Raw genomic sequence first — 21,761 nt, 5'->3', positions numbered from 1 at the left:
CTCACTCATTTGCCACGAATGATTCATGTACTCGTTCCCAGAATGGGAATGGACGGAAACGTGCAAAACGCACTCTTTCATTTGCTACATTAAATGCAATCGACTTCACATCGCCTTGCGTAACTTGTAAATGATCAACTGTCATATTAAAGTTTTGTTCATTAACTGGACGTAAAATACAGTGATGGTGTGCTGGTAATATGAGCGGTGAACCAACTGTACGGAAGACGCGGTTATTGATAGATGCTATTTCAGTAATTTGGAGTGCTGCTAAAGTCGGGTGAATAATTGCTCCACCGAGGGCTTTATTATAAGCTGTACTACCAGAAGGAGTTGACACACAAAGACCGTCTCCACGGAAACGTTCAAACTGATTGCCATTTAACTCAACATCCATAACAAGTGTGACGTCAGGTGATTTCACGGTTGCTTCATTTAACGCTAAATACGTATTGGACTCCGCATTATGATGCTCCACCTTTACCTCTAATAGTGGATACTCCACAACATTAAAGTCCTTTTTGGCAATGGACAAAACAAGCTTTTCTAATTCAGATGGCTTCCAATCCGCATAAAATCCTAAATGTCCTGTATGGATACCTACGAAGGCAACCTGATCTAGCAAATGAGCATATCGATGAAAGGCATGTAATAATGTGCCATCTCCTCCAATAGAGATTACGATTTCAGGCGCTTCTTCATCATAAGTTAACCCAAAATCCTGCAAATACGTTCTGGCTAGCTCCATTAATTCGTTCGATTGTGCATCTCTACGTGATTGAATGGAAAATTTCATTGTGTGTCACGCTCCTTCTCCGATAGTAAATTAGGATTCGATGCTTCTTTGTATTCACTAAAATAGGCTTGCGCTTCTTGAATCTCACTGCGAATGGACGACATTTCCTCATCCAATCGAAAGGCGGCTTCTGCTGCACTTTGAAGGCGATTTTTTATTTCCTCAGGGAACATGCCTTTATATTTATAATTTAGTGAATGCTCAATAGATGCCCAGAAATTCATGGCAAGCGTTCTTATTTGAATTTCAGCTAATACCACTTTTTTCCCTTGTATCGTCTCTACAGGATATTCCACAATCATATGGTATGAACGGTATCCACTTGGCTTATTATGTGTAATATAGTCACGCTCTTCCACTACACGCATATCTTTACGTTGACGTATTAGCTCTGTAACTGTTGAAATATCATCTACAAATTGACACATAATACGAAGGCCTGCGATATCACCTAGCTCATCACCTAGTTGTTTAGAAGGCTCAAAGTTTAGTCCTTTTTCTAATGTTTTATCGTATATACTTGCTAAAGGCTTTACACGTCCAGTAACAAATTCAATTGGTGAATTTGCATTAACAATACCAAATTGCGAACGCATACCTTTTAATTTTACTTTTAACTCATCTACTGCTTGTTTATAAGGACTTAAAAATATTTCCCATTGTCCCATCGCAAAAACCTCCCGACATTCGGTATCGAACAAAACCAACACCGTCTGTTCGTTTTGTCTTTTTATTCAGCGAGAATTGCCTTGAAGTGTTGTTCCACCGCTTGGACAAATTCCGCTCCATAATTGTAATTTCCTTCAATATTATACACGAGCATTTCCAATTCATCGTAAAAATTTGTAAGTTCAATAACTTCTTTACCTAATTGGAGCTTTGGATTTTGCTTTTTCTGTAAAATATGTACAAGTTGATCCCAACTACTCGGTGAAAAACGCAAGTAATGGTAATCCTCTCCTGCATCAAGTAAATAAATAAACGCAAAGTCATCAGAATCTGCAATTAATTGTGCAGCAGGTTTTAACTGTAAATTTACTTCAATGTCGTTTAAACTAAAATGAAGTTGCTCGTTTTCAAAATTCAATGTTTCTATTGTATAAATTTTACGCACATGCGGTTCCCCTTTTCGTCTTACTCTTCCTCTTATTTTAGCATACAGGGTACTTAGTTGCAGTGTGTAAATATTAAATCAACGAATTAAACTTTAACTCATAAGCATAACGTAGGGTTGATTGCATGGTATACGCTTTAACAAATGTCATCCCAATCTTTTGATGATGAGCCAACCTAAAAAAGTGTGTTGATAAACCATTTTGAAAATAGGTAGGTTGACTTTTTCTGTAAGGTGTAACACGTAGACGTTATCATAGGCTGGTTTTTCTCGTATTTCTCCTACTGGAGTGAGCACCTTCGCCACAGAGAAAAGGAAATAACCAATATCACGACAAGCTATCTATCTCTTAATCAACACATGCGTGAAAAAATAAAATAAACAGGTGAGCATAAATGGCACAACAACTTGAAATCGAATTTAAAAACCTCTTAACAAAACAACAATACGAGCATTTATTACAAGAGTTCCATATTCTCGAAAATGCTATTCATCGTCAAACAAATCATTATTTTGACACACCTTCTCAAGCTATTCGGAAACTACAAAGCGGGCTCCGTATCAGACAAATCGACAAATATTATGAATGTACCTTAAAAGAAAAAAGTGCAGAACATGAACATTTAGAGACTACTGATGAATTAACTGCTGAGCAAGCTAAAAAAATGCTTGTTGGTGAAGGCTTCTATGCCCAAGAGGTAGCCAATAGACTAGCTTTATATAACATTCCTTTAGAAGAATTAGAAGTATTTGGTTCGCTGACAACTGATCGTGTCGAAATTCCTTATAAAGATGGTCTTCTAGTGTTTGATCATTCTTTCTATTTGCAGTGCGACGATTATGAGGTAGAATATGAAACAAAAGATGCAATAAAAGGAAATGCAATCTTCGACGAATTTCTACAGCAATATGGTATCAAAAAACAGACTGCGGATAAAAAAATCGCACGCTTTATGAAAGCATTACAAATGAATAAAAAATAATACTAATAGTAATTATGCCTCGGCATAATTGCGTCCGGAATCGGCTTTGTGCTTAGGCCTGCAGATATTTTTTGTGCGAAAGCGCAGTGCTAACGTAGCGGCAGCAACAGGGTTTTGTCTGTGCGAAAGCGAAGCGGCAGCAGCAGGGGGTTTGTCTGTGCGAAAGCGAAGCGGCAGCAACAGGGGTTTGTCTGTGCGAAAGCGAAGCGGCAGCAACAACAGGATGCAGGTCAGTTAGCCGTTATCGCATGGATGCGATGATTTTAGGCTAACATCCTATGTGAACTCCTTTCCGATTCTGTGACATCCGGCGGAGGCATTAGATCAACGTCATGTTGGTCACTCAGTCTTTGCCACAGGACGTGGCATTCTTAGACTAAGTTCCTCTATTTCTGCGGATGTTGCTAAAATAAATTAACCAGTATAACAAGAAAGGGTGACCAACTCCTTGGATATCCAATCACTCAGAACTTTACTTGAAATTCAAGCAATGCAAACATTAGGCTCTACAGAAAATTCATCGTCAAACAATCTTACAGACAGTAATTCTATGTTTTCAGACATGATTAGCGAATTGCTCGGCGACGCAACGACTGCTAATAGTGCAAAATTATCTAGTATGCTGGGGAGTGTATCAAGCGCTTCGTCATTAATGAACCAGCTTAGTAGTTTAAATGGGTTGTCTGAAAACGTGGGAAATAGTGCGTATCAATCATTGCTATATCAAGGTTCTAATGCAGTCTTTATCCCTACTTCTGTACAGGCAGCATTAGCAAACACACAATCTAGTACAAAACTCGACTCCTATGTTTCAGATAATGTTATTGGTTCAACAGCGTATGCCAATGCATTAGCAGGAGCGAATCAATACGCTTCGATTATTGAAAAGGCAGCATCTACATATAATGTACCTAAAAAACTTATCGCTGCAGTGATTAAGCAAGAGTCTAATTTTAATTCAAATGCAATTAGTCATGCTGGAGCACAGGGATTAATGCAATTAATGCCAAAAACAGCGCAATATTTAGGGGTTACAAACTCTTTTGATCCTGAACAAAATATTATGGCAGGGGCCAAATATATACGCCAAATGCTAGATAAATTTGATAACGATCCAACGTTAGCGTTAGCTGCTTATAACGCGGGAGCTTCACGCGTGACAAAGTATGGTGGCATTCCTCCTTTCAAAGAAACACAGAATTATGTCAAAAAAGTGATGAATTACTACACAGCTTAATCGCATAATCACTGTTATTACGGTCCTTTTCGGCAAATTTCACCCATAGTGGTGAAATTTGTGCTTTTCTAGCGAGAAACATTTGGAAAGAGCGCTTTATTTGTATAAACGAAAATACGTTGATAGAATGAAAGTAGTCACAAGAAATTCACATTTTAGAAGATGACAAACTATCCATTATTCCTTGGCGTAAACATTCAGCTCATCACCGATAGAGGTGAGAGTCTTCTACTGAATGAAGATATAAAATTATACTTTTACGATATAAAGAATAAAAGGAGCATATAACTTATGAGTCGAAAATACACTGTTCCTTATGAGGAGCTGGGAGCTGAAAAACTTTCAGAGCTTATTCATGCGTTTTATAAAAGAGTTGCTCAGCATCCTAATCTTATTCCAATCTTTCCGAAAGATTTGACAGAGACAGCCCGTAAGCAAATTCAATTTCAAACACAGTACTTAGGTGGACCAAATCTTTTTACTGAAGAGCATGGACATCCAATGATGCGTGCACGTCATATGAATTTTCCGATTACACCTGATCGTGCTCAAGCTTGGCTCGAATGTATGTCCGAAGCAATGGACGAAGTTGGTTTGGAAGGGAAGTTCCGCGAAACTTATTATCAACGATTAGTATTAACAGCTCATCACATGGTTAATACGCCAAATGACGATGAGGGGGAATTATTACGTGAATAATATTCAAATGCTGCAAGAGCCAACTCCTGTGATTTCTACTGCTAATAAGCCTATTGAATTGTATATTTTCGTAGATCCACTTTGTCCTGAAGCTTTCAGTATGCAAGCAATTCTTCGTAAGTTACAGCTAGAGTACAATCATTACTTTACATGGCGCCTTGTACTAAGCACAGAGCTAGCCTCTTTAAATTGTTTAAGTAAGCGCGTAAAGGGTTGTGCATCGGGCATTGAACTCGACATAAATCATCCTGTTTTACCATCTATCGCTATTAAGGCAGCAGAGTTACAGGGTAAACGTGCAGGAGCACGCTATTTGTTGAAACTACAAGAATATGTATTACTAAACCATCAAGATGTAAATTCCTATGCTACGCTTTTAAAAATTGCTGAGGATGTTCGATTAGACATGAGTGAATTCACTGCAGACTTTGGTTCAAAGGAAACAGCTCGTGCCTTTCAGTGCGATTTATATATTAAACGCGAAATGGAAGTTGATGAAGTACCTAGCGTTGTATTTTTCAATGAATGTATTGAAGATGAGGGTCTTAAAGTTAGTGGTAGCTATTCCTATGAAGTTTATGAACATATTTTACAAGAGATGATGGATGAACAACTTGTGCGTCAACCATTACCAACAATAGAAGAGTTATTTACAAGATTCCATACGCTCTCAACAAATGAAATAGCTTTCATCTACTCATTAACAGAGCAAACAGCTGAACGTGAATTAAAGAAACGTATGCTGCAACAAAAGATTGAACGAATTCAGACAGATCACGCTACACTATGGCGTATTAAATAATGCAATTATATTATTATTCTAAGAAGCTCCTAAAAATAAAAGCAAGTGAAGTTTTCTTCACTTGCTTTTATTTTTCTTTTATTAGCCCCATCATTAACTTTCTTTCGGATTATAAGGCTCTATATATTTATCGGAATGTTCTAGTGATTTATCGGAACATATTAGTAATTTGTCGGAACGTTTCAGCGATTTATCGGAACATTTTTGAGTTTTATCGGAATACTTGGCTGTTTGATCGAGATTTATAACAAAATAAAAGAAGCGCCACTATCCTCGACAGATAGTGACGCCTCTCTTTCACAAAGGGGATGGGAGAAATGTTCACGTTCAAACAAAGGGGTGTATGTTTGTTTTGTGATTTATTTCACATGAATCAATTTATCATGGAATAATAAATTTAGCAATATATCCGATGTTAGATTCACAAATTTGTCAAATAGAAAGCGATTACAAACAGTATTTTTTCAAGAAACACACTTTTAAACATTTAGAAATCAAAAAAAATCATTATTCTTTAATTTTTTATTGTTAAACTTATCATAGAAAAAAGGCTGTAGTAATTTCCCTACAGCCTTCCCAATTAATTATTCAACAATAATTTTTCTAACTCATTTAAGCGTTCTTCAAATACTTTACATGCATCATCAATCGGTTTTGCCACGTTCATGTCAACACCTGCTGACTTTAATACCTCAATTGGGAAATCAGAGCAGCCTGCTTTTAAGAAGTTATTAATATAACGTTCTACAGCTGGTGCACCCTCTTCTAAAATTTGTTTACTTAATGCTGTTGCAGCTGCTTTACCTGTAGCATATTGATACACATAGTAATTATAGTAGAAGTGCGGAATACGAGCCCATTCTAAGCCGATTTCCTCATCTACAACAATATCCTCGCCGAAGTATTGTTTATTTAAATTATAGTAAACCTCTGTTAAACGCTCTGCTGTTAAAGATTCACCGTTCTTATCCATTTGATGGATTAGATGTTCAAATTCAGCAAACATTGTTTGTCTGAAAACAGTGCTTCTGAAGCCGTCTAACCAATGATTTAATAAATAAATTTTCTGTTGTGGATCTTCAATTGTTTTCAGTAAATAATCATTTAACAGTTCTTCATTACATGTCGAAGCTACTTCAGCTACAAAAATAGAATAGTCGCCATAAACAAACGGCTGCGTTTTACGTGAATAGTAACTGTGTACACTATGACCAAATTCATGAGCTAGTGTAAACAGATTATTAACATTGTCTTGCCAATTCATTAAAATGTATGGATTTGTTCCAAAGGCACCTGAAGAGTACGCACCACTGCGTTTCCCTCTGTTTTCTAAGACATCCACCCAGCGGTTATCAAGACCACTTTGAACAATACCTTGGTATTCCTCACCAAGTGGCGCTAAAGCCTTTACTAAAATATCTTTCGCTTCGTCGTAAGTGACTTTCATGTCGACTTCCTTAACGAGTGGCGCAAATAAATCCCACATATGCAGTTCGTCTACGCCTAAAAGCTTTTTCCGTAATGAAATATAGCGCTGCATAGCTGGCAAATGTTTATGGATTGTTTCCACCAATTGATCATAAACATTTTCTGGAATGAAGTTATTAGACATTGCCGCATGGCGTGCAGAATCATAATTACGAATGCGTGCGCTGACATTATGTTTCTTAACATTGCCAGTTAATGTAGCCGAAAACGTATTTTTAAAGTTGCCATAAATTTCGTACATTGCTTTAAAGGCATTTTCACGAACAGAACGATCTTTGCTTTCTAAAAATTTAATGTAGTTGCCGTGTGTTAACTGTACTTCTTCCCCATCTTCATTTTTCACTTTAGGGAAGACCATATCAGCGTTGTTTAACATACTAAATGTATTGGAAGCTGTACTTGTAACCTCAGACATTTGTGCAAGTAATGCTTCCTGTTCTGCTGGTAATACGTGCGGACGTGCCATCGTTATTTCTTTTAAGGATTGCTTATACAGTTGTAAATCTTTATTTTCTGTTAAGTAACGTTCTATAGTTTCTTCACTCAATGATAAAATCTCTGGTGTTAAAAACGATAGAGCAGCTGAAATACTAGTCGCCAATGTTTGAATACGACTATTCATATCCTGATAGAAGCTATTTGTCGTATCTTGGTCATAACGCATATGTGCATACGTGTAAAGCTTCATTGTACGTTCATAAATATCATCATGGTAAGTTAAAACCGCCAATAATGCATCTGCCCCATCGTTTAACGTACCTGCATAGCTAGGTGCCTTTTTTGCAATTTCTGCAATTTCCTTATATTCATCTTCCCATAGAGCGTCGGTTGCAAATATATCCTCCAAGCGCCAAGTTAATTCTTCTGGAACTTCATTTCTTAATAAAACTTGATTGCTGTTACTAGCCATGTGGCAGCCCCCTTTATATGTGAGTTTTTCTTATACTCTCATATTTTCTCAGTATATTGTGGCAATTGCAAATAAATGTGTATACACTTGCTCACGTATATTTGGATAATAGTCAGTTTTTTGATAACTTTTCTCAAGCACCATTCCATAATTTTTGATAGCCTGTACTGCTCGAGCTGTAACCTCTACATTGTGTTGGATTAAAAACGATCGAATATCCTCATCGCATAATTCATGAGGCAGTAGCAGTAATCGTCGACTAAAATGATGCAAAATCGTTTGCCACTCAACGGAGAACATCTGAATCGCCTCCGCGTCTTTTACCGGGACACCAACGTAATCAGGCATAGCAGTAAGTGCAAAACGTAACTCATAACTACTTCGTAAAAATGAATCTTGCACCCCTTTTTTACTATGTAATAATCGCTGATACACGAATTGTTTACAAAGCTTTTTATAAAGTTGCCAATAAAGAGGAAATTCCTCTTTCGTAATTGATTTAGGCTCATAAAAGGGAAAATGCTGCTTGTGAATAGGTACTTCTTGTACTTTGCCTATAAAAGTATGCCCATGAACATGAAGAAGATTCGTCCAATAAATAAATCTTGATGTCTTTGCATCATAGGTCACTAAATAAGACACGCCTCGCGTTGAAGTAGTTATCACTTTTTGCATAATCGGAGAAATAAAAATCTTTTGGATACCTTGATTGGATTGTTTTTGAGGTGTTTGAAAAAGCCACAATGGTTGTATAGAATTTTTCGCATATCCAGATGTACGCAATAACCACTTTTCATGAGAGATTGAGCTACATTGAAATTCTATAGCAATTTGCTTTTGCTTTTTTGTCACAAGCATATCTGGTCGCTGCGAAAGTTCTGGTAAATAAGGCTCCAGCTTTACTGTATGCCCGAGTTTTCTCAGCCATTCAAATAATTGAAGTTTTCCTTGTAAATGAAGTTGGGATTCACCCTCTGCAAATAACTGTACACAGCTGTTATCAGCGATATGAGCAAAATGAGGTATATTATATTGCCCGATCTTTAATTGGACGGGCTGTAGGCATTGAGGACAATAAAATTTCATCTGTCGCCTATATCGTTGTAAGTCTTCCCTCGAATATTGGTATGGAAGAAAAGGCTGCTGCTGCTCATTATAGGCAATAAGCATAAAATCATCTCCTTTTTCACTTATAGTAAAGGAGTTTTTTTATAGCAACAAATAAATAACGGTTTTTTCTTGAAATTTTAAAAATGCTACCTTTTAAAAAAAAGACTGTAAACCAACTTGATTATTATCAAGTTAGTCTACAGTCTAAGCCCTTGAATCAGGTGCTCATTACTTTAAATAAAATATTTTCGTACTGTTTCAAAGCAATTAAATTCCATAATTTTATCGCCATATTCCTCTAGGCGATGAATTGTGAAATTCGATGGTAATAAAAATTCTTTGATGACTGCATTTCTATCGTGACGATTTAGATCATCATCTGCATTCACGAAGTCAACTACTAAATAGTACCAATCTTCATATTTGAATAATGAGGAATCCACTAATTCATCTGTCATGCGTTTCGCTACAGGGATTAACTCATCAATATCTTTAAATTTATAAACATAAATGTCTGTATCCATAAACAATTCTGACTCATCCATGTCACCGAATTGAGTTAGTTGACTGAGAAGATCTTCTCCTACGTCGTCGAATGGGGCAAACATTTCTTTGTGTTCATCAAAATGCGAATGACCATCTAAGGATTCACCGTCTTTTAAAATATGTGCACGTGTGACAATGATTTCCAAGCCTACGTCAGACGCATTGATATGAATCCAAATCGGACCTTCTACATCAAAATAATCCTCTGTGTTTACTTCATCAATCATATCCCAAAAAAGTTGTTCACCCTTTGCTCGATTGTACCAAATCTCTTCACGACTATAGCCGCGATCCTCTATATCATTGTACGTAATAAAGAGCTTGAGTGTATTTTCGTTTACACGTTCGATGTCCACTAGACCTCATCTCCCTTCACTGTCATTTGTCGAAAAACAGTTTTGTTTCATTAGTATGCTTTTATTCATTATTTTTAACCTTCATACTCCGTTTGTTTTTCAACCTTTGACCACACTACAGTAAAACCGTCGAGCAACTGCATTAATCAATGACGCCTTGGCGTAATTGCATCCGGAGGCTTTACCTTCATTTAATCTTTAAACTAAATGAAGATAAGTTTTTTGTTCACAGTTGTCTCTAATTCTATTGTATGCTGTTCTGTCATAAAATGAAAAGGATATACACCGTTTCACAGAAGATATTTGAATTATTGAAATTGTAGTAAACTATTAAGCTTAAATCAAGTTTAACATACTTTTACGGAAATATATGACTTTCCCCTATTAATTATTATACTTTATATAGAAGGTTTTACATAAGTAAAACACAAAAAAATAGATGCCACAATATGCTGGTTGCATTTGTAACATCTAATACTTATTATATGCAGAATACAAGGATTTTAGTTCACCATGCGCTGCGCTTCTTGTAATTGATAAGCACGAACCTTGCGAGGAAGGAAACGACGAATTTCATCCTCGTTGTAGCCAACCTGTAAGCGTTTCTCGTCTAAAATAATTGGACGACGTAATAAACCTGGATACTCTTGAATTAATTCATATAAGCGTTGTAATGGTAAGCTTTCAACATCAACATTTAATTTTTGGAAAATTTTTGAGCGAGTTGAAATAATTTCATCCGTACCATCCTCTGTCATACGCAAAATTTCTTTAATTTCACTAATGCTTAACGGTTCGGAAAATATGTTACGTTCTGTATATGGGATTTCATGCTCCTCTAACCATGCTTTCGCTTTTCGGCAAGACGTACAACTTGGTGATGTAAATAAAGTTACTATCATACTGACACATCCTTTCCTTATAATCATTATCTATAAACCAGTGTGTTAAATTAGAATTAATGTAATGTAGATCTACATACCATTATACAGTACTCTGTGGTGTTTGAATATAGTCCCAACAAAAAAAAGAACAGTTTTATCACGAAATTTTCTGTTTATTTATACAGCTTTCAAAGTAGTTACTTCTTTGCATGAACTACTAATAATATTCCCATTAGCAGAGCATTTTAAACACTCATTTCTTGATTGTTTTTGTTCTCATTTAAAAACTTTAAACGAGAATATTGTAGATTCAGTGTGTACAATCCTAGACGTTTATTTACTAATATTGGTTGCATTTTCAAATAAATAGTTCATCACCATAATGTTTGGTTGATTTCCGTTCCGCCTAGGCGCTTTCCTGGGATGTGTATAGATAAAAAAAGCAGCGAAAATAGCATATAATTTTTTTCCGAGAATGAACACCGCCAAAAGTCTGACTTTACAGATTTTCCGAACGAGAAAACCCATCACTTGCATTTCACCGAGCCTTTATAATATAATTTTTTGCAATCAATCAATTATGTCTTTAGTGAGTTCATCTCATCCATACACTTGGAAGACAGTTATTGAACTAAATAAAAAGCGCTGACGAAGAGTAGTACATATGCGATTTACACGTTTAGAGAGTCTGTGGTTGCTGCAAACAGATCGTGTAAGCATTTGGAATGGACTTCTGAGTTAGCTTTGTGAACGTTTAAGTATAATTACTTGAGTCTATTAGCAAAGCTCGTCCCTTCACGTTACGAAGTAGAGTGGCCTTTATAGGCAAGCTGGGTGGTACCGCGGATTCAAACATCATTCGTCCCTTCATTAGACTAATAATGAGGACGCATGATGTTTTTTATTTTGGGTTTTAACTACTTTCAGCAACAATCTTAGGGACGAAATTCAAGGAGGAAATGACAATGACAACTATTTTTTCAGGCGTACAGCCAACGGGTATTGTAACTTTGAGGAACTATTTAGGTGCATTTAAGCAATTCCCTGCATTACAAGATGAAGGAGATGCTGTTTACTGTATCGTCGATCAGCATGCAATAACAGTGGCACAAGATCCAAAAGATTTACGTCAAAATATTCGCAACCTAGCAGCTACGTATATTGCTACTGGTATCGATCCTAAAAAATCTACATTATTTATTCAATCAGAAGTGCCAGCTCATGCGCAGGCAGGCTGGATGTTACAATGTGTTGCATCGATTGGTGAGCTTGAACGTATGACACAATTTAAAGATAAATCTCACGGTAAGGAAAGCGTATCTGCCGCTCTTTTAACCTACCCACCATTGATGGCAGCAGACATCCTTTTGTATAACACAAACATTGTTCCTGTCGGTGATGATCAGAAGCAGCATATTGAGCTTACTCGTGATCTAGCAGAGCGCTTTAACAAACGTTATGGTGACGTATTAACGATCCCTGAAATTCAATTACCTAAAGCAGGAGCTCGTATCAAATCACTACAAGAACCTACAAAGAAAATGAGTAAATCAGATCCAAATACAAAAGCGACAATCAAACTTTTAGATTCAGCAAAAGATATTGAGAAAAAAATTAAGTCTGCTGTTACTGACTCTGATGGTATTGTGGCATTTGATGCGGAAAATAAACCTGGCGTTTCCAATTTACTAACAATCGAATCTGCCATTTCAGGTGTATCTATTGACGATCTTGTGAAAAAATATGAAGGCGTTGGATACGGTGGTTTCAAGCAAGGTGTTGCATCAGCAGTTATTGATCACCTGACACCAATTCAAGAGAAGTTCTATAATTTGGTAGAATCCTCAGAATTAGATATTATTTTAGACGAAGGTGCTGAAAAGGCAAACGCTATTGCCAGCGCTACATTAAAACGCATGGAAGCAGCAATGGGCCTTGGTCGTGCACGTCGCTAAAACGAAAAATTTATCATAGAGATGATCGGAAGAGCTTGGCCAAAAAGAGAGCAGTTTAAGAGTTACATCTTATCTTTTTCATTTACAGTTTTATCATAACCAAGATCGAGCACAACAGCGCATAATATAACGGCTGATCCAATGGCCATATAAAATGCTGATGTTTGTGCCATGAACTTAAAAACTACTAGCCAGGAATATCCGAGTGTCCGATAATTCAAATACAAGATGAGATTCCCTATGGAAAGAATCAATAAGCCATAGCTCATTAAAAATAAAAAGAGTCGGAACAAGATAAGGGCATCCTTTCTATTTTCTTCTTAATTATCATCTATTCACAAAACTATAAAAAAAGACGTCAGCCACGTAAATTGGGCTGACGTTTTTTATGTTGATCATATAAAGTAAGAACCTTATGCAAAACGAGAGGTTGATTTCCGTTCCGGCTGGGCGCTTTGTTGCTGTCGCTACGCTTTCGCACAGAGCAAAGCTTCCTGGGGGCGTCGGGGCAACAGGATGTTGGTCACGAAGGCGTTATCACAGGACGTGATGCTTTTAGCCTTCGTTCCCCTACCCGCTTCACTCGCGTTGCTCGCTCCAGGGTCTCGGGCCAACACGATGTTGGTCACGAAGGCGTTATCACAGGACGTGATGGTTTTAGCCTTCGTTCCCCTATCGCTGATCCCCAAGGAGTCGCCTAGCCTTCACTCCAATCAACCACTTTACTAGCGTGTATCTTCTGATATGTCACTCTAATTTTTTGTTTTACTTTATTATTCCTCGATTTTTTTGAATAGTAGACTAGCGTTGTGTCCACCAAACCCAAGTGAGTTACTCATAGCATATTTAATATCTGCCTCTCGAGCTTCATTCGGCACATAATCTAAATCACATTCTGGATCTGGATCTGTTAGATTAATTGTCGGCGGTAGAATGCCTTCTTTCAGTGCTAGCGCTGTGAAAATAGCTTCAACACCACCAGCTGCGCCTAATAAGTGACCTGTCATTGATTTTGTAGAACTCATTGCAAGCTGATAAGCATGTTCACCAAAGACAGTTTTTACTGCCTGTGTTTCAAATAAATCATTATATGGTGTACTTGTTCCATGTGCGTTAATATAGTCTACTTGTGAAGCTTCTACGCCACCGTCAGTTAAAGCTTGCATCATTGCACGGGAAGCACCTTCCCCTTCTGGAGCTGGAGCTGTAATATGATGAGCATCTCCTGTTGCACCATAGCCAAGAACCTCCGCATAGATTTTTGCACCGCGTGCTTTTGCGTGCTCATATTCTTCCAAAATGACAATACCCGCGCCTTCCCCGATAATGAAACCATCACGATTTTTATCAAATGGACGGCAAGCTGTTTGTGGATCTGTATTTAAAGATAATGCAGTATTTGCACAGAAACCTGCCACTGCCATTGTAACGATTGGCGACTCAGCCCCACCAGAAATCATGACATCTGCATCGCCACGTTCAATTACTTTAAAAGCATCACCAATCGAGTTTGTACCTGAAGCACAAGCAGTTACTGAACAAGAGTTAATGCCCTTTGCACCTAAGTGAATCGACACTTGACCTGAAGCCATATCTGGAATCATCATTGGAATAAAGAAGGGACTTACCCGTCTTGCTCCACGTTCTTGGAATGTTAAAAATTGTTGTTCGTATGTTTCCATTCCACCGATTCCAGAGCCAATCCAGACACCTGCACGTGGTGCTAGCTCTTCATCGATTGTTAATTGTGCATCTTCCATCGCCATGATGGACGCTGCTAGGGCATAATGTGTAAAGCGATCCATTTTACGAGCCTCTTTACGCTCGATATATTTTTCAATATCGAAATCTTTCACTTCAGCGGCAATTTTTGCTGCAAATTGATCTTTATTTAAACGTGTTAACTCGCCAACACCAGATTTTCCAGCTTTAATGTTAGCCCATGTTTCTTCGATGCTATTTCCTAGTGGTGTAACTGCGCCAATTCCTGTAATTACTACTCGTCGTTTACTCATTGTCTTACTCCCCTCAAGCATTTTTTCGTTATTATTTTCCCCATCTCATTGCAACGGCGCCCCATGTTAAGCCACCGCCAAATCCAACAAGTACTAATATATCATCATCTTTTATCTTACCTGCTTCAAGCTCATCTACCAAGGAAATACCAATAGATGCTGCCGACGTATTCCCGTATTTGTGAATCGTTTTTGACATTTTTTCCGGTGGCAACTCTAGACGCTCACGAGCAGATTCCATAATTCGAATATTTGCCTGATGCGGCACTAAAAAATCTACGTCTTCTTTTGTTAAACCTGCTTTATCTAATACGTTTACTGCAGATTCACCCATTTGACGTACGGCAAACTTAAATACTTCACGGCCGTTCATAGCGATTGTGTCCTGCTGTGTTAAATACAAATTCTTCCCACCTGTACCATCAGCTCCAAGCTCAAATGATAAAATACCTCTACCTTCTGATACTGGTCCAACAATGGCTGCACTTGCACCGTCACCGAATAATACAGCAGTATTGCGATCTTCCCAATCAACTACTTTCGACAGCTTTTCAACACCTACTACTAAGACATATTTATAAGTATTTGATTCTACAAACTGCTTTGCTGTCACTAAACTATATATAAATCCTGCACAAGCTGCCGCCTGGTCCATCGCTGCTGCATTGACTGCTCCAATTTGCTCCTGAACCATACATGCTACACTTGGAAACGTTTGATCTTGTGTTACAGTTGCTACAAGTATTAAGCCTATTTCCTCAGGTGTAATACCTGCTTTTGCAATAGCCTCTTTAGCAGCAGCTACTGCTAAATCTGAAGTTTCCTGATCATCTGCTGCAAAATGACGTTCTTCAATCCCCGTGCGAGTTCGAATCCATTCATCCGAAGTGTCCATAATTTTTTCTAAATCAAAATTTGTAACAACCTTCTCTGGAACGTATTTACCTATTCCTATAATACCAGCGTTCATATAGCAACCCCTCCGCTTTTTACTATCAATTATTAGTAACTGGTCATAATTATAACTCATAATGAAGGAGAGGTGCAAGGTGAATTAAATTTAACGTCTTAAAACTAGTAGTATCAAGGGTTTTAATGATATGTGCATTTTTAAAAAAGATGAGAAATAATAGGCGTATCACCAAAAATTGTGGATGACATTTGTTAAACCGTATGCTGATTGGAGTGAGGGTTGGGAGACTTCTTGGGGATCAGCGTCACAGATGAGACCCTGGAGTGGAGCGAATGTTTTCTGTGCGAAAGTGGGCTTCCTGAAGCTCACTTCCGTGACAAATTCGCCATGATTAACAGAAAAGGTTCTTTTTTTTTCGATTTATGTTATGATATGATAATGAATATGTAGTAAAACTTTATGATATAAAAAAGTTCGGTTGAGGTGAAATTAATGCAATATATCGTAACATTCATATGGTCATTCCTACTAGTTTCAATGTTAAACTACGTAGTAAGCTCTGTACTTGGTGCACCATTTGATTTCCAAATTGGTGTAGTCATGTCGGTTGTATTCACAATTCTTGTATTCATTATTGGTGCAATCATTCCAAACGAATCAACTCCAGAAGCTGTAGACCATCATTAATTCAACTAAAAAAAAACCTGTTTCGCACAATGTGAAACAGGTTTTTTCTTGTTATTTTTCAACAACACATTGGCCATCATGCATTCTAATGTGCAATGTTTCTCCTGGTAATACTTCACCTCGTAGCAATTCTCTTGCAACCGCAGTTTCAATATAACGTTGCACGAAGCGTTTTTAGGGTCTTGCGCCAAACTGAGGATCTGCCCCTTGTTCTACCACCCAATCAATTACATCTTGATCTACTTGTAAAGCAATGTCCTGCTCCGCAACTCGTTTTACAAGCTGTTCGACATAATTCCAAGCAATCGCTGTAAAGTGCTCATCTGATAGTGCATGGAACATAATAATATCATCCATACGATTTAACAACTCTGGTTTAAAGTGCTGACGTAGTGCAGCCATCACTAAATCCTCAACTGCGGCATCGTCCTCTTTTGCTTCCATCAAATAACTTGAGCCAATGTTAGAGGTTAAAATGACAACTGTGTTCGTAAAGTTGACCATACGGCCTTGGCTATCGGTAATCCGACCGTCATCTAAAATTTGCAGTAAAATATTCGCGACATCTGGGTGTGCCTTTTCAATTTCATCTAATAATACAACTGAATATGGATTACGGCGAACAGCTTCTGTTAATTGTCCACCTTCCTCATAGCCAACATAACCTGGAGGTGCCCCTACAAGACGTGATACGCTATGTTTCTCCATATATTCACTCATATCAATGCGAATAAAATGATCTTCAGAATCAAATAGCTGTGCCGCTAGTGCCTTCGCAAGTTCTGTTTTACCAACACCCGTTGGTCCTAGAAATAAAAAACTACCAATTGGTCGATGCGGATCTTTGATACCAGCTCGAGCACGCCATACCGCTTCAGTGACAAGCTGCACAGCATTGTCCTGCCCAACCACACGTTCATGTAATGTATCTTTTAAACGCAATAATTTTTCGCGCTCGCCTTCCACTAATTTTGTCACTGGTATCCCTGTCCAGCGTGAAACAATAGATGCGATCTCATCGGCAGTTACCTCTTCACGTAAAATACGTGATTCCGTACCATTCTCTAATTGTTTCTCCATCTCTTGAATTTCCTTTTCAAGAGTAGGAATTTTCCCATGACGTAGTTCGGCTGCTTTATTTAAGTCATATTTACTTTCTGCTTCATCTAAGTCACGGCGGTATTTATCAAGTATTTCACGTTTTTTCTGAATGCCTTGTAACGCTTCTTTTTCGGTTTCCCATTGTTTACGCATGCCCTCAGAGGATTCTTTTAGCTTTGTTAAATCCTCACGCAACTGCTCTAGACGCTTTTTACTTGCCTCGTCCTTTTCTTTACACAGTGCTTGCTCCTCAATTTCTAATTGCATAATACGGCGCGTTACTGCATCTAGTTCCTGTGGCATTGAATCAATTTCTGTTCGAATCATCGCACAGGCTTCATCGATTAAATCAATGGCTTTATCTGGCAAGAAGCGCTCTGTAATATAGCGATTTGAAAGCTCTGCTGCCGCTACAATAGCACGGTCATGAATACGTACCGCATGATGTAACTCAAAGCGCTCTTTTAAGCCCCGTAAAATGGAAACTGTATCCTCCATAGATGGCTCACGCACAAGCACCTGTTGGAAACGACGCTCTAAAGCAGGATCTTTTTCAATATACATACGGTATTCATCTAATGTTGTAGCACCAATACAATGCAACTCACCTCGCGCAAGCATTGGCTTTAACATATTCCCAGCATCCATTGCACCATCCGTTTTACCTGCTCCAACAATTGTATGAATTTCATCGATAAATAAAATGATGCGCCCCTCAGATTCCTTTACTTCTTTTAGTACACCTTTTAAACGCTCTTCAAATTGTCCACGATAGCTAGCACCTGCAATTAAGGCACTCATATCCAGCTCATACAGTACACAATCTTTTAATCCTTCAGGAACATCGCCCTTTACTATACGTTGGGCTAATCCTTCTACTATCGCTGTTTTACCAACCCCAGGCTCACCTATTAAGACAGGGTTATTTTTCGTTTTGCGTGTTAAAATACGAATGACATTACGAATTTCTTCGTCACGACCGATAACCGGGTCCATTTTGCCGTCTTTTACTTCTTCAATTAAATTACGTCCAAATTGCTCTAATGGTTTTTTGTCATCTGTTTGTTGAAATTGCATGTTTAGCACTCCTTTTCAATAATGTTAGCGGAATCCCGTTTGCCATTCTGTTTCATTAAAAATGTTTGACCTTCTTTGACTAACTTTATTTTACAACATACGACAAACCTTAGCAAAGAATTAGCTCTAAATTTCTTCACTTACAATTGGAAAATTACGTTATAATAAAAGTATGTTTCTTAGATTTAATATCGAAATTATTCACCATCCTTTTGTAATTAACAGCCAAGTATTACAAAAAGAAAGCGATGTGTTGGAGATATGATTAAAATGGATAGTATACAAGAAAAATTTCACGATCTATTTCAAAAGCATGGTGTTTTTATTAAAGTAAATAAGGATAGTAAAATTTTTTTAGAGGGCGAACGTGCGAATGAAATATATTATATAAAAACAGGAGCTATCTCGATTAGTCAGGAAACCGAGAACGGGAAGGAATTAACCATTCGAATTTGTGGTTCAGGTAGTATTATTGGTGAAGGCTCATTATTTTGTAATCTAACATATCATTCCATGACTGCAAAAGTATTAGAACCTTCAACTTTATATGTTCTAAGCCGTAAATCATTGGAACTTTTATTAGTGGAACAACCTAATTTAATGGTGGAATATATGAAGTGGTTGCAAACAGAAAATTTAAAGCATCAAAGTCGTTTGCGTGATTTAGTTTTAAATGGTAAAAAGGGCGCTTTATTTTCAACGCTGATCCGTCTTTCGAATACTTATGGCAAGCCTTTAGAAAATGGCACTATTTTTATTGATTTCCCATTAACAAATACAGAAATTGCTAATTTATGTGCGACGAGTAGAGAGATGATCAATCGCATGCTTAATGATTTAAAGAAACACAATATTATATCGTTCGAAAAAGGTTATATTACCATTCACGATCTACAATTTTTAAAGGATGAAATCGCCTGTGAGAATTGTCCGTTACAAATATGTCGTATCGATTAATCGCTACACACAAAATCCCCGCTTATGAGTTATAAACGGGGATTTTTTTCTCGTGCCTTTAAGCGGACTTATCGTACACCTAATGCCATTTTTGCATAGCGTGACATTTTATCTTTTGACCAAGGTGGATTCCATACAATATTGACATTTGTACTTTTTACCTCTGGAAGCTCACCTAATGCTGTATTCACTTGATCAACAATAACAGGTCCCATTGGGCAGCCCATAGACGTTAGCGTCATTGTAACGGTTGCTACACCTTCTTCATCTAACTCTACATCATATACTAAACCTAAGTTGACGATATCAATACCAAGCTCAGGGTCAATTACATTTTCTAATGCACCGAACATGCTGTCTTTCATATCTTGATCCATCTGTATTTCTCCTTCCATCACAGTGTTAACTTAATCATAGCAGATGCGTCTTATTATGCCAAATGCTGTGCAAGCCATTCTGTTGCAGCTAACATACCGTCTCGTGACACAGCGTGACCTGCTTTTTTATTAGCTAAGAATTTTAAGTCATCTGGATTTGCTTCATAGTATTTGCGTAAAGTTAAATAAAAATTATAAGTTTCTTTGAAAGGTACTGTTTTATCTAGTTCCCCATGCCAAAACAATACAGGTCGTCCTGCAAATTTTTCTGGTGTTAGGCTGACATCATATTTAGCTAGAAGTTCATTCGTTTGCTGTACCTCTTCTTCGGACATTGGCCAGTTAACACCGTTTTTAGCGAATTGCTGTAATTGATACTCAGCCAATTTAATAAAACCTGGTGCACCCATACATACTGCTGCTGTTTTAATCCAATCATAAAGCTTTAAGCAGCCTGACGTCACAATTCCACCCATTGACGTACCGGCAATGCCAATTTTATCATTTATTAATAATTGTTTATTCTTTAATTCATTATATAATTGTTCAACTTCATGAATAGAATTTAAAACAATATCCCAAAAGTGTAAGCTCATTTGCATCTCAGACAGGCCTTCACTACGGTCGCCATGTAATTTTGCATCTGGTAGTAGGACACGCACCCCTCTACCTACTAATTGATATGCATAATGTAAGTTATGTTCTTTTGCACTCATAAAGCCATGTAAAAAAATCACTACTGGGGTTTCTTCATTCATATTTTCTGTATGTATATGTAATAAAGGAATATTCCCCCACACTTCTTTCTCAACAATCATCTTTGTCACTCCCAACTTTTGTCTCATCTTTATGTTAGCAAACTTTTATCTATGTGACAAAATTTTGACGAATGGATAACAAAGAGATACTATTCAAACTATAGGAAAGGGGCAATAAGCTATGAAACCGCATTTAATCGTTTTAGATTTAGATGGTACGTTATTAACGGACCAACAACAAATTTCAGCAAAAACTAAAAAAACATTATTGCAGGCAAAGGAACAAGGTCATCAAGTGATGATCGCTACAGGTCGTCCTTATCGTGCGAGTGATATATACTATCACGAGCTTGGCCTTACAACGCCCATCGTAAATTTTAATGGTGCTTATGTTCACCATCCAAAAAATGCTTCTTGGCAGACTATGCATACTCCTATTGATTTAGGCGTAGTGCATAATGTCGTCGAATCCATCAATAGCTATGAATACGAAAATATTATTGCAGAGGTTAAGGACGATATTTATGTGCATACAGAGGATGAACGGATATTAAATATCTTTAATATGGGGAATCCAAAAATTACTCTTGGGGATTTATATACTCATTTACACGACAACCCCACTAGTTTACTGATTCAAGCTAATGATGTAAATTCAATGATTATTCGTGATCACTTACAGGCTGTTCATGCAGAGGTCATTGAACATCGTCGCTGGGGTGCGCCACTCCATATTATTGAGATTGTTCGACGTGGCTTAAATAAAGCAGTGGGAATTGCTCATGTAGCAAAGGATTTAGGTATCCCACGCGATCGTATCATTGCATTCGGTGATGAGGACAATGATTTAGAAATGATTGAATATGCAGGATTAGGTGTTGCAATGGGTAATGGCATTTCTACTTTAAAAAATATTGCCAATGAAATTACAACAACCAATAATGACGATGGAATCGCTAAAATACTCATCGATCGCTTGAAATTATCCTAGTTAAG

The 21,761-nt window shown here is 37.5% G+C and carries 20 protein-coding genes, 1 pseudogene and 1 other annotated feature; of the genes and pseudogenes, 9 read left to right on the top strand and 12 right to left on the bottom strand.

Translation table 11 applies throughout. The features are described from left to right. Window position 1: 1 nt before the first annotated feature. The 3 genes from FJQ98_RS04510 to FJQ98_RS04500 all read right to left on the bottom strand — a co-directional run bounded on the left by FJQ98_RS04510 (window position 2) and on the right by FJQ98_RS04500 (window position 1,910). Window positions 2–796, bottom strand: a complete 795-nt coding sequence (locus FJQ98_RS04510; protein ID WP_053596293.1) for an NAD kinase — start codon at window positions 794–796, stop codon at window positions 2–4. After that, entirely contained in the window at window positions 793–1,464 is a 672-nt protein-coding gene (gene yjbM, locus FJQ98_RS04505) for a GTP diphosphokinase (RefSeq protein WP_053596294.1), read from the bottom strand. The genes FJQ98_RS04510 and yjbM overlap by 4 nt, the downstream gene beginning before the upstream one ends. A 62-nt stretch (window positions 1,465–1,526) precedes the next feature. Beyond that, window positions 1,527–1,910, bottom strand: a complete 384-nt coding sequence (locus tag FJQ98_RS04500) for a UPF0738 family protein (RefSeq protein WP_053596295.1) — start codon at window positions 1,908–1,910, stop codon at window positions 1,527–1,529. Between the two features lie 395 nt (window positions 1,911–2,305). Here FJQ98_RS04500 and FJQ98_RS04495 point away from each other — a divergent pair, with 395 nt between their 5' ends. The 5 genes from FJQ98_RS04495 to FJQ98_RS04475 all read left to right on the top strand — a co-directional run bounded on the left by FJQ98_RS04495 (window position 2,306) and on the right by FJQ98_RS04475 (window position 5,631). Beyond that, window positions 2,306–2,893, top strand: coding sequence for a CYTH domain-containing protein (locus tag FJQ98_RS04495; protein ID WP_053596296.1), 588 nt, complete (start codon window positions 2,306–2,308; stop codon window positions 2,891–2,893). Between the two features lie 120 nt (window positions 2,894–3,013). Next, the gene (locus tag FJQ98_RS04490) at window positions 3,014–3,154 is read left to right on the top strand and encodes a hypothetical protein (RefSeq protein ID WP_158003080.1); all 141 of its coding nucleotides are present in this window, start codon (window positions 3,014–3,016) and stop codon (window positions 3,152–3,154) included. Window positions 3,155–3,341: 187 nt separating this feature from the next. After that, window positions 3,342–4,130 (top strand): lytic transglycosylase domain-containing protein, encoded by a 789-nt coding sequence (locus tag FJQ98_RS04485; RefSeq protein ID WP_053596297.1) that lies wholly within the window; start codon window positions 3,342–3,344, stop codon window positions 4,128–4,130. A gap of 291 nt (window positions 4,131–4,421) precedes the next feature. Next, a complete protein-coding gene (locus tag FJQ98_RS04480; protein ID WP_053596298.1) occupies window positions 4,422–4,829 on the top strand; it encodes a globin domain-containing protein in 408 nt (135 codons plus the stop codon). Beyond that, window positions 4,822–5,631, top strand: a complete 810-nt coding sequence (locus FJQ98_RS04475; protein ID WP_053596299.1) for a DsbA family protein — start codon at window positions 4,822–4,824, stop codon at window positions 5,629–5,631. The genes FJQ98_RS04480 and FJQ98_RS04475 overlap by 8 nt, the downstream gene beginning before the upstream one ends. A gap of 580 nt (window positions 5,632–6,211) precedes the next feature. On the opposite strand, the gene pepF is transcribed toward FJQ98_RS04475, so the two are convergent. The 4 genes from pepF to spxA form a co-directional block, all read right to left on the bottom strand. Continuing rightward, window positions 6,212–8,029, bottom strand: coding sequence for an oligoendopeptidase F (gene pepF, locus FJQ98_RS04470; protein ID WP_053596300.1), 1,818 nt, complete (start codon window positions 8,027–8,029; stop codon window positions 6,212–6,214). A gap of 48 nt (window positions 8,030–8,077) precedes the next feature. Beyond that, window positions 8,078–9,199, bottom strand: coding sequence for a competence protein CoiA (locus FJQ98_RS04465; protein ID WP_053596301.1), 1,122 nt, complete (start codon window positions 9,197–9,199; stop codon window positions 8,078–8,080). A gap of 173 nt (window positions 9,200–9,372) precedes the next feature. Continuing rightward, window positions 9,373–10,041 (bottom strand): adaptor protein MecA, encoded by a 669-nt coding sequence (gene mecA, locus FJQ98_RS04460; RefSeq protein ID WP_053596302.1) that lies wholly within the window; start codon window positions 10,039–10,041, stop codon window positions 9,373–9,375. A gap of 503 nt (window positions 10,042–10,544) precedes the next feature. Continuing rightward, window positions 10,545–10,940, bottom strand: coding sequence for a transcriptional regulator SpxA (gene spxA, locus FJQ98_RS04455; RefSeq protein ID WP_024362527.1), 396 nt, complete (start codon window positions 10,938–10,940; stop codon window positions 10,545–10,547). A gap of 621 nt (window positions 10,941–11,561) precedes the next feature. After that, window positions 11,562–11,795, top strand: a binding site (T-box leader). A gap of 95 nt (window positions 11,796–11,890) precedes the next feature. On the opposite strand from spxA, the gene trpS reads away from it, so the two are divergent. Next, a complete protein-coding gene (gene trpS / locus FJQ98_RS04450; RefSeq protein WP_201406632.1) occupies window positions 11,891–12,880 on the top strand; it encodes a tryptophan--tRNA ligase in 990 nt (329 codons plus the stop codon). Window positions 12,881–13,653: 773 nt separating this feature from the next. Here trpS and fabF read toward each other — a convergent pair. Both fabF and FJQ98_RS04435 read right to left on the bottom strand, forming a co-directional pair. After that, window positions 13,654–14,895, bottom strand: a complete 1,242-nt coding sequence (gene fabF, locus FJQ98_RS04440) for a beta-ketoacyl-ACP synthase II (RefSeq protein ID WP_053596305.1) — start codon at window positions 14,893–14,895, stop codon at window positions 13,654–13,656. A 31-nt stretch (window positions 14,896–14,926) separates the two neighbouring features. Next, window positions 14,927–15,865 (bottom strand): beta-ketoacyl-ACP synthase III, encoded by a 939-nt coding sequence (locus FJQ98_RS04435; protein WP_053596306.1) that lies wholly within the window; start codon window positions 15,863–15,865, stop codon window positions 14,927–14,929. Between the two features lie 435 nt (window positions 15,866–16,300). Between FJQ98_RS04435 and FJQ98_RS04430 the strand changes: the two genes are divergently transcribed. Further along, the gene (locus tag FJQ98_RS04430; RefSeq protein ID WP_053596307.1) at window positions 16,301–16,495 is read left to right on the top strand and encodes a YjzD family protein; all 195 of its coding nucleotides are present in this window, start codon (window positions 16,301–16,303) and stop codon (window positions 16,493–16,495) included. A 51-nt stretch (window positions 16,496–16,546) separates the two neighbouring features. On the opposite strand, the pseudogene FJQ98_RS04425 reads toward FJQ98_RS04430, so the two are convergent. Further along, window positions 16,547–18,673, bottom strand: a pseudogene (locus FJQ98_RS04425) (ATP-dependent Clp protease ATP-binding subunit). A 270-nt stretch (window positions 18,674–18,943) separates the two neighbouring features. Between FJQ98_RS04425 and FJQ98_RS04420 the strand changes: the two are divergent. Beyond that, a complete protein-coding gene (locus tag FJQ98_RS04420; protein WP_053596308.1) occupies window positions 18,944–19,630 on the top strand; it encodes a Crp/Fnr family transcriptional regulator in 687 nt (228 codons plus the stop codon). Window positions 19,631–19,698: 68 nt separating this feature from the next. On the opposite strand, the gene FJQ98_RS04415 is transcribed toward FJQ98_RS04420, so the two are convergent. Continuing rightward, on the bottom strand, window positions 19,699–20,007 hold the full coding sequence (locus FJQ98_RS04415) for a metal-sulfur cluster assembly factor (RefSeq protein ID WP_053596309.1): 309 nt from the start codon (window positions 20,005–20,007) through the stop codon (window positions 19,699–19,701). A gap of 53 nt (window positions 20,008–20,060) precedes the next feature. After that, window positions 20,061–20,825 carry a prolyl oligopeptidase family serine peptidase gene (locus tag FJQ98_RS04410; protein ID WP_053596310.1) on the bottom strand — a complete coding sequence of 255 codons (765 nt, stop codon included), beginning with the start codon at window positions 20,823–20,825 and terminating at the stop codon, window positions 20,061–20,063. Between the two features lie 121 nt (window positions 20,826–20,946). Between FJQ98_RS04410 and FJQ98_RS04405 the strand changes: the two genes are divergently transcribed. Continuing rightward, window positions 20,947–21,756 carry a Cof-type HAD-IIB family hydrolase gene (locus tag FJQ98_RS04405; protein WP_053596311.1) on the top strand — a complete coding sequence of 270 codons (810 nt, stop codon included), beginning with the start codon at window positions 20,947–20,949 and terminating at the stop codon, window positions 21,754–21,756. Window positions 21,757–21,761 lie beyond the last annotated feature (5 nt).

The sequence above is a fragment of the Lysinibacillus agricola genome (assembly GCF_016638705.1).
GTDB lineage: Bacteria > Bacillota > Bacilli > Bacillales_A > Planococcaceae > Lysinibacillus > Lysinibacillus agricola.
This window is presented reverse-complemented; position numbering and strand designations above follow the sequence as displayed.